Annotated in this window: 7 protein-coding genes; 1 reads left to right on the forward strand and 6 read right to left on the reverse strand. The window is 62.3% G+C overall.

Annotated elements, in window-relative coordinates; translation table 11 throughout:
• Positions 1–419: 419 nt before the first annotated feature.
• Entirely contained in the window at positions 420–2,330 is a 1,911-nt protein-coding gene (dhaR, locus tag NOM06_RS20500) for a dihydroxyacetone kinase operon transcriptional regulator DhaR (RefSeq protein ID WP_255912990.1), read from the forward strand.
• A gap of 95 nt (positions 2,331–2,425) precedes the next feature.
• Here the strand turns inward: dhaR and NOM06_RS20505 are convergent, their stop codons facing one another.
• The 6 genes from NOM06_RS20505 to cspA form a co-directional block, all read right to left on the reverse strand.
• Positions 2,426–3,508: a glycerol dehydrogenase gene (locus tag NOM06_RS20505; RefSeq protein WP_201958539.1), complete on the reverse strand. Its 1,083-nt coding sequence runs from the start codon at positions 3,506–3,508 to the stop codon at positions 2,426–2,428.
• A gap of 132 nt (positions 3,509–3,640) precedes the next feature.
• A complete protein-coding gene (gene dhaM, locus NOM06_RS20510; RefSeq protein ID WP_255912991.1) occupies positions 3,641–4,357 on the reverse strand; it encodes a dihydroxyacetone kinase phosphoryl donor subunit DhaM in 717 nt (238 codons plus the stop codon).
• Position 4,358: 1 nt separating this feature from the next.
• Positions 4,359–4,988 (reverse strand): dihydroxyacetone kinase subunit DhaL, encoded by a 630-nt coding sequence (gene dhaL / locus NOM06_RS20515; RefSeq protein WP_021231630.1) that lies wholly within the window; start codon positions 4,986–4,988, stop codon positions 4,359–4,361.
• A gap of 9 nt (positions 4,989–4,997) precedes the next feature.
• On the reverse strand, positions 4,998–6,068 hold the full coding sequence (gene dhaK / locus NOM06_RS20520; protein ID WP_255912992.1) for a dihydroxyacetone kinase subunit DhaK: 1,071 nt from the start codon (positions 6,066–6,068) through the stop codon (positions 4,998–5,000).
• A 238-nt stretch (positions 6,069–6,306) separates the two neighbouring features.
• Complete coding sequence (locus tag NOM06_RS20525; protein WP_255912993.1) at positions 6,307–7,665, reverse strand: NCS2 family permease; 1,359 nt, start codon at positions 7,663–7,665, stop codon at positions 6,307–6,309.
• A gap of 306 nt (positions 7,666–7,971) precedes the next feature.
• Positions 7,972–8,184 carry an RNA chaperone/antiterminator CspA gene (gene cspA, locus NOM06_RS20530; protein WP_005316548.1) on the reverse strand — a complete coding sequence of 71 codons (213 nt, stop codon included), beginning with the start codon at positions 8,182–8,184 and terminating at the stop codon, positions 7,972–7,974.
• Between the last annotated feature and the right edge of the window lie 389 nt (positions 8,185–8,573).

Consider the following 8,573-nt stretch of genomic DNA (forward strand, 5'->3'; position numbering starts at 1 on the left):
GATGATTTTTCGTGTCATGCTGCCTATGTTGGGGTTGGCATCATTCGAATCAACTCGGTTTTGTTAGCGGCTCTAAGTGTTCTCTTTGCGGTGGCAGAATGACCGGGAGTGACCCGCGCTGTTAATCCAATTGCGCTGAGTAATAGACTATCCGTGGCCGTGGCGGCGAACAAACGATCGATCTCCCATAAAAGGGATAAGTGCAGCCAATCAATAACACTCAAACCGTGGCCCCGCAGGTGTATCAGGAGAGTTAAGGAGTACCAGCACCTTCTGCCACTGGCTCGGCCAGCAATTTGCTGACGGTGAACCCGACCGGGAGGAGGGCGGGGTTGCTACCCTCTGAGGCAGGTCACTGAATCGGGGGCGCTGGCGTGGTTAAATGGTCGGCTCACATCTTGCCGGATATTGCTGTGACCATGCCATCTGACCTTCAGCTCCTTCAGCAACTTCAGCCTTGGCCCGACTATCTGCAGGCATCTTGGCTGCGCTGCGCCCACCAGACCAGTGCCACCCTCTGGCATCCGCCCCACTGCGCCAAGGGGCAGACCTTGCAGAGCCTGCGCCAGCGCAAGCGCGACCTGCTCACCACCGGCGAGATGGCCCTCGAAGATCTCTACGAATTTATGGAGGGGCGCCCCTGCGCCCTGCTGCTCACCGACGAGAGCGGCTGCCTGCTGGCCCAGACCGGCCACCCCGACACCCTGCGCGAGCTGGCGGTGCTGGGGTTTGGCCCCGGCGCCTTCTTCAGCGAGGGGCGCATCGGCACCAATGCAATCAATCTGGCGGCGCTGGAGGGAGTGCCGCTCTGCGTCAGCGGCCCCCAGCACTTCAACCAGACCCTGCACCCGTGGCACAGCTGCGCCAGCCCGGTCTACAACAGCAATGGCCGTCAGGTCGCCATCATCGCTCTGATCTGCAAGGTGGAGGAGGCGAGCGCTGGCGATCTGGCGCTCACCGTCAGCGCCGGGCGCGAGCTGGCCCATCTGCTGCAGATGGAGACCCTGATGCAGGAGTCCCAGCACCACCTGAGCGAGCTTTACGCCCTGCTCGATGGCATGGATGACGGCGTGCTGGCCTGGGATCCGCAGGGGCGGCTGCGCTATCTCAATGCGCTGGCGGCACAACGGCTGCGGCTCGATCCCGCGCTCTGTCTCGGCCAACCGCTGGAGCAGCACCTGTTGCTGCCCCAGCGGTTGCAGCTGGCCATCAGGGGGCAGACGCCGCTCAGTCATGTGGAGGTGACGCTGGAGCGGCTCGGCGCGCAGGAGGGGGAGTTTATCAATGCGCTGGTGAGCCTCAAGCCGCTGCCTGGGCCGGAGGGGGTCAGCTTTATCGCCCTGCTGCACCCGGTCGATCGGCTGCGGGCCATTCACCAGCTGCGCCAGACGGTGCCCGAGCTGTCGGCGCTGGTGGGCGAATCGAGCGCCATGCGCAAGCTGCTGCGCTACGCCCGGCAGGCGGCCCAGAGTCAGGGGCCGATCCTGCTGCGCGGCGAGGAGGAGGTGGGCAAGGCCCAGCTGGCGGAGGCGATCCACTTTGGCAGTGAGCGGGCCGCCGGGCCGCTCATTACCCTCAACTGCAAGGCGCTGCCGAGCGAGCGGATGGCGCTGGAGCTGATGGGTTCCGACGAGGCGGGGCAGGAGCGGGCGGGCAAGTTCGAGCTGGCCCACGGCGGCACGTTGGTACTGGAGCAGGTGGAGTGCCTCTCCGCCCCCATGCAGGCTGCGCTGCTGCAACTGCTCAAGACCGGCCGCATCCAGCGCTTCGATTCGGCCCGCATCCTGCCGCTCAAGGTGCGGATCATCGCCACCAGCAGCGCCCCGCTGGAGCAGCTGGTGCAGGAGGGGCTGTTTGGCCGCCAGCTGCTCTATGCCTTGCAGGCGTGCGAGCTGTGGCTGCCGGGGCTGCGGGAGCGCGCGGCGGATCTGCCGGGCCTGATCAGCCAGCAGCTAGGGGCGCAGGGGCGCGAGCCGGTGCGCCAGTTCAGTCCGGCGGCCCTCGATTGTCTGCTCACCTATCCCTGGCCCGGTAATCTGGGGGAGCTGCGCAGCGCCGTCGAGCATGCGCTGCTTCATTCCGGTCAGGGGCCGATCCCGCCCGAGGCGCTGCCCGCTGCCATTCGGCACGGCTATCAGCGGGTAGAGGACGAGGTAGTGGGGCAACCGCTGCTCACCCTGGCGGAGCTGGAGCGGCAAGCCATCCTGCGCTGCGCCCACGCCTGCAAGGGACAGGTGAGCCAGATGGCCCAGCATCTTGGCATCAGCCGCACCACCCTGTGGCGGCGACTCAAGCTGCTTGAGATCGATCCCGCCGACTATCATGGCTGATGGCTATTGAGGCCGTTGCAAACCGGCCCGTAGAAAACGAAACGGCCCCGCAGTTGCGGGGCCGTTTTTATATGGCAAGGTCAGTGGTGGCGCTGCTACAGCCCCAGTTGGTGGGCGGTGACGATGGCCGCCAGCACATCCTCGGCAGTGACCTTGAACGGCATGTTGTGGATGGTCTCGCCCTCGGCGGTAGAGGCTTTGGCCACCTCCATCAGGCGCGCCATATCCAGCTCCTTGACCCCCATCATATGGAGGTTGGTCGGCAGGCCGATCGAGCGGCAGAAACCCAGCACTGTCTCGATCTCCGCCATCGGCGCATTCTCCAGCACCAGTTGCACCAGGGTACCGAACGCCACTTTTTCACCGTGGTAGAGGTGGTGACACTCGGCCAGCTGGGTCAGACCGTTGTGGATGGCGTGGGCGGCGGCCAGCCCGCTGCTCTCGAAGCCGATACCACTCAGATAGGTGTTGGCCTCGATGATGTTCTCCACCGCCTTGGTGCAGAGCCCCTGTTCTACCGCCAGCTTGGCCTTGTAGCCATCGGCCAGCAAGGTCTTGTAGCAGAGCTCGGCAATGGCCTGCGCCGCCAGCGTAGAGGCGCCACCGGCCATGGTCTGGCAACCGGAAACCTTGTTGGCGCGGGCCTCGAAGTAGGTGGAGAGCGCATCCCCCATGCCGGAGACCAACAGCCGCACCGGGGCGCGGGAGACCACGCCGGTATCCATGATGACCATGTTGGGGTTGGTCGGGATCATCAGGTATTCGCTGAACTGCCCTTCCGGGGTGTAGATGACCGCCAGCGCGCTGGTGGGGGCATCGGTGGAGGCGATGGTCGGCACTATGACCACCGGCACCTTCTGGTAGAAGGCGACCGACTTGGCGGTATCCAGCGTCTTGCCGCCGCCGATGCCGATGATGACGTCAAACGGGGTCTGCTGGCAGCGGGCCAGCAGGCGGTCGATCTCGGGGCGGGAGCACTCGCCATTGAAGCAGTCGAACTCGGGCTTGATGCCTGCGCCGTGGAAGCTGGTGGCCACGGTATCGCCCACCAGCTTGGTGACGAAGGCGTCAGCCAGGATCAGCGGCTTGCTACCGAGCGCTTTGACGTAGTTGCCGATATTGGCGAGGGCCCCGTTGCCTTGCACGTATTTGCTGGGGCTGATGATAATGCGGTCCATATTTTATCCCTCTCTCTTTATGAATTAAGAATCGGGGCGAAGGGGCGGCTGTGCCGGGGACTCCTTCGTCTTGAATGAAGCTGCACAGGCTCAGCGAGCGAGTGCAGCCCCTTGAAACAATGGTGTGCGGCGTCAGTCGCCAAAGCGCTCGTCGGCCAGCTGCTGGAAGCAGGCCAAGGCGGCGCTGGCATCCTCGCCGCGCGCCAGCAGGATGAGCTGGTCGCCCTGCCGCACGTTGAGCATGGCGAGCCGGGTCAGGCTGCGGGGATTGGCCTCTTTATCCCCCTTTTGCAGCTTGAGTTCAGCGGCAAAGGGCTTGAGGGCAGCCACCAGTCGGGCGGCGGGGCGCACATGCAGGCCGTGGGGGTTATCCACCACCACCTCGCAGCGCAGCCAGCCGTCGTCGGCAGCGGGGGCCGTCTCGGTGGCGGCCAGCGCTGGGCTGGCAGGCAGCATCGCCTGTTTCGGGTCCAGCGCGCCGAGCGCCTCGGCGGCCACCTCGTCCAGCGTCAGGCCGGAACCGGCCGCCACCACGGCGGCCAGAGTACCCTCGACCAGCGGGGCGGGGCAGAGCCGTACCCGGGCGCTCAGCTCCGGGGGCAGCAGTTCTAGAGCGGTCTCGGCGCTCAAGAGGGCGCTGCCCAAGTCCATCAGCACCAGCACGCCGCTGCCGTCGTCCGCCTCTTCAATCGCACTCATCACCGCGATGGCGTCGGTGCCGATGGGGTGGGCGGGGTCATCGACCCCGGCCGCCAGCAGCAATCTGGCCGGGCTGCCGAGCTGGTCGGCCAGCGCTTTCAAGCCGGCCGCCAGCATGGCGCTGTGAGAGACAACTACGATTCCGATCATGTCACAACCTCGCTCTGTCACGCAGGGCGGTCAGCAGCAGCAGGGTCGAGGTGGCCCCGGCATCCTGATGGCCGATGCTGCGCTCGCCAAGATAGCTGGCGCGCCCCTTGCGGGCCTGCATCTGGATGGTCGCCTCGGTACCGGCTGCGGCAGCCGCCACCGCCTTGTCCAGCGCTTCGTTGAGGGGCAGTTCTTGCTGCTGCGCCTGTTGCAGGGCGGCCAGTGCCGGCCACCAGGCATCGCACATGGTCTTGTCGCCCGGCTCGGCGCGGCCACGGGAGACGATCCCCTCCACCCCGTCGCTCAGCATTTTGCACAGCTGGCTGAGGCTCAGGCTCTGGCAGGCGTCGCTGCTGGCCGCGGCCCGGATAAAGAAGGTGCCGTAGAGCGGGCCGCTGGCGCCGCCGACCGAGGAGAGCAATGTCATGCCGGTGGTTTTCAGTACCTGCCCGATATCCTTATCCGCTACCGCGGGCAGCTTCTCGGCCACCTTGGCAAAACCGCGCTGCATGTTGAGGCCGTGGTCGCCGTCGCCGATGTCGGTATCCAGCGCGGTGAGGTAGTCACGCTGCTCGGTGAAGATATGCTCGCAGTCGAGCAGCCAGTTGACGATGTGATGCTTGCTTAACATGGGTTCTCCTTAGCAGCCGCGACGCAGGGCGGGGGTGTGAACGGGAGCATCCCACAGGGTCATCAGTTCATCATCCACCTTGAGCAATGTGATTGAGATGCCGGTCATGTCGAGGGAGGTGCAGTAGGGGCCAATCAGGTTGCGCACCAGATGGATGCCCGCCTCTTCGCACAGGGTGGCAAGGCGACCATAGACGCCATAGAGCTCGGAGATGGGGGTACCACCCAGGCTGTTGACCAGCGCGATCACCCGATCGCCCGCATTCAGCGGCTCGATAAAGGTGTGCTCCTCCTGCCAGCTGCCGCTGGTGCGATCCCAGTGGCGCAGGGTGCGGCCATAGGGGGTGTTGTCAGCAAGCTCGCTGAACATGTTGTCCACCAGAGTATTGAGGTCGGTGAAGGGGCGGCGCTCGATGCCCGGTTCTCCGTGGATACCGACGCCGAACTCCATCTCGTTGTCCGCCAGGGTGAAGGAGGGCTTGCCTGCGGCAGGCACGGTACAGGCATGCATGGCTACGCCTATGGTGCGGCTCTGGTTGTTGATGCGACGGGCCAGCGCCTCGCAGCGCGCCAGATCGTAGCCCGCTTCGGCAGCGGCACCCACCAGCTTCTCGCACAGCACGGTCGTGGCGACGCCACGGCGACCGGCGGTATAGAGGCTGTCTTTGACTGCCACGTCGTCATCGATGAGGGCAAAGCCCACCTTGACCCCGTCACCGTGCAGCAGTTCGACCGCGGTCTCGAAGTTGAGCACGTCCCCGGTGTAGTTCTTCACCAGAAACAGCACGCCCGCGCCGCCATCAACGGCCTGACCGCACTCGTACATCTGATCCGGGGTCGGGGAGGTAAAAATCTCGCCGGGGCAGGCGCCATCCAGCATCCCTTTGCCCACCAGACCGCCGTGCATCGGCTCGTGGCCGCTGCCACCGCCGGAGACCAGCGCCACCTTGCCCATCACGGGGGCGTCGGCGCGGGTGATGTAGTGGGGTTCGATACGTACCTTGAGCTCGGGGTGGGCGGCTGCCATCCCCATCAGTTGTTCACGGACCACGGCATCGACGGCATTGATCAGTTTCTTCATGGCTCACTCCTTGGCTTGCCACCGCACGGGTGGGCAAATGGTTGATGGAGCCAGTCTAACGACAGAAAAAGGGATAAAAATGACGGGCGATTTGGTTCGGATTTGAAACAGCAGAAGGGGGATGGGCGTTTCAATCTGAAACGGCGCAGGGCAAACGGGTGGGAAACTGTTAGCTGACTCACAGCCATGAAAAAGGGCCCCGCAGGGCCCTTCGCTATAACCGGAATATGCGGACGGGTTAGATGGCCCAGCCACCGGCATAGAAGATCACCAGCGCCAGGGCGATGATGACGGTGCCGACGTTCAGCTTCTTCCACTCGGCAGCGAAGATGCGGCCAACGACCAGCGCCACGAAGCCCAGCATGATGCCGGTCACGATGTTGCAGGTCAGTACGATGAAGACGGCGCACAGCATGCCGGAGAGCGCATCGACCGAGTCGCTGAAGTCCAGCTTGGTGACGTTGCCCAGCATCAGCAGACCGACGTACATCAGGACCGGTGCGGTGGCGTAAGCCGGTACCAGATAGCTCAGCGGGGAGAGGAAGATCATCAACAGGAACAGCACGCCGACCAGCGCGGCGGTCAGACCGGTCTTGCCACCTGCCGCGGTGCCTGCGGCGGATTCGATGTAGACGGCAGCCGGAGCACCGCCAACGGCGCCTGCCACCATGCTGCTGACGGAGTCGGCAGTCAGGGCCTTGCCGCCGCTGATGATATGGCCACGTTCGTTGATAAGGCCCGCCTGACCGGCCACGGCACGGATGGTGCCGGTGGCGTCAAACACGGCTGTCATCACCAGTGCCAACACGGTCGGAATGACCACCGGATTGAGGGCGCCCAGCAGATCCATGCTGCCTACCAGCGAGCCTTTCTCGCCAGTCAGGCTCGGCATGGCGAAGAAGCCCTGCCAGGTCACTTTCGGGTCGAAGATAAGGCCGAGGATGGAGATGGCGATAATCACCATCAGGATGCCGCCCGGCACCTTGCGACGTTCCAGACCGAAGATGGCGGCCAGACCCAGCACTGTCATGATGACCGGGAAGGCGGTCACTTCACCCAGTTGCACCGGCAGACCGGCCCCTTCGTTCTTGATCACCATGCCGACGCCGTTGGTGGCGATCAGCAGCAGGAACAGGCCGATACCGATGCCGGTGCCGTGAGCGATGCCGGAGGGGAGGTTATCCAGGATCCACTGGCGCACGCCGGTGACGCTGATCAGGGTAAACAGCACCCCCATCAGGAAGATGGCGCCGAGGGCAACCGGAATGCTCAGCCCCTGACCCAGCACCAGACTGAAGGCGGTAAAGGCGGTGAGGGAGATGGCGCAACCGATAGCCATCGGCAGCTTGGCCCACAGGCCCATCAGCAGGGAGCCGAAGGCGGCGATCAAACAGGTGGCCACAAACACCGGGCCCTGCTCAAAGCCGGCGGCACCCAGCATGTTCGGCACCACTATGATGCTGTAGACCATCGCCAGGAAGGTGGTCAGCCCCGCGACCAGCTCCTGACGCACGCTGCTGCCGCGCGCAGAAATGGAAAAATAAGAGTCCAGAAAGCCGCCTGTCCCTGTTTGGGCGGCCATATCTTGCTTTGCCATAACTAATCCTGAAAGTGTGAAGGAAATCGTTTGCGTTGGTGGCGCGCAAAATAGCAAGAATTCGCGGCAAATACAGCGGATAACCTGACTTTTTCGTCACTATTTTACATTTTGAGTCCATTCGGAGCTCATTCTAAGACTCAAGCGGTGAGAGCGTGTAAGGGAGGGATCACGCGGTCTGTGGAGGGGAGATCTGTGAGGAAAAAAGCGGGGAACAACAAAAAACCCGCCGAAGCGGGTTTTTTTAAATTCTTGCAGAGCTGTCAGCAGTTGGCATGAGCCATCAGCAGCATGCTCCGGCTTGAATTACAGACCAACTACGTTGGCAGCAGCCGGGCCTTTCTGGCCTTGCTCGATGGTGAACTCAACACGCTGACCTTCGTCCAGGGTTTTGAAGCTGGTGGACTGGATAGCGGAGAAGTGTACGAACACGTCCTTGCTGCCGTCAGCCGGGGAGATGAAACCAAAACCTTTCTCAGCGTTGAAGAACTTAACGGTACCAGTCATTTTGTTAGACATAATAATTTCCTTAAATAGTGTTGAATGCCACCTAAATGGCAATTTTTGATTTTTCGTCAGCAATACGTATGGGGAGCACTAAAGAAGGAGAATTATTTGATAAGAATTATCCGAGGATAACGCTTATGCTAATCACTGCTTTACTAAAATGACTGCCTAACATAATCAGGTCTGAACTGCCGAACCATCGAGAAAGATTAAAACACGCTCTCATTTTTAAAGCAAACTTTATCTCGATATTAATGTTTTGTAACAGCCAAAAATATCATTTTTTATAGTAAACATGATGCATTTCAACGGCATAGAAAAATCAGTGTGTACAGATCTAGTTATCACCTGACACCGGCCTCAAACCGGTGTCTTGTTTACGCTACTTTAGTGCGCACTTC

Origin of the sequence: Aeromonas sp. JL9, from assembly GCF_024436075.1 — a bacterium.
Lineage (GTDB): Bacteria > Pseudomonadota > Gammaproteobacteria > Enterobacterales > Aeromonadaceae > Aeromonas > Aeromonas veronii.

Excerpts from the sequence above, each read along its gene's own strand:
- dhaR (WP_255912990.1), top strand. The coding sequence starts at position 420 with ATGCCATCTGACCTTCAGCTCCTTCAGCAACTTCAGCCTTGGCCCGAC.
- NOM06_RS20505 (WP_201958539.1), bottom strand. The coding sequence starts at position 3,508 with ATGGACCGCATTATCATCAGCCCCAGCAAATACGTGCAAGGCAACGGG.
- dhaM (WP_255912991.1), bottom strand. The coding sequence starts at position 4,357 with ATGATCGGAATCGTAGTTGTCTCTCACAGCGCCATGCTGGCGGCCGGC.
- dhaL (WP_021231630.1), bottom strand. The coding sequence starts at position 4,988 with ATGTTAAGCAAGCATCACATCGTCAACTGGCTGCTCGACTGCGAGCAT.
- dhaK (WP_255912992.1), bottom strand. The coding sequence starts at position 6,068 with ATGAAGAAACTGATCAATGCCGTCGATGCCGTGGTCCGTGAACAACTG.
- NOM06_RS20525 (WP_255912993.1), bottom strand. The coding sequence starts at position 7,665 with ATGGCAAAGCAAGATATGGCCGCCCAAACAGGGACAGGCGGCTTTCTG.
- cspA (WP_005316548.1), bottom strand. The coding sequence starts at position 8,184 with ATGTCTAACAAAATGACTGGTACCGTTAAGTTCTTCAACGCTGAGAAA.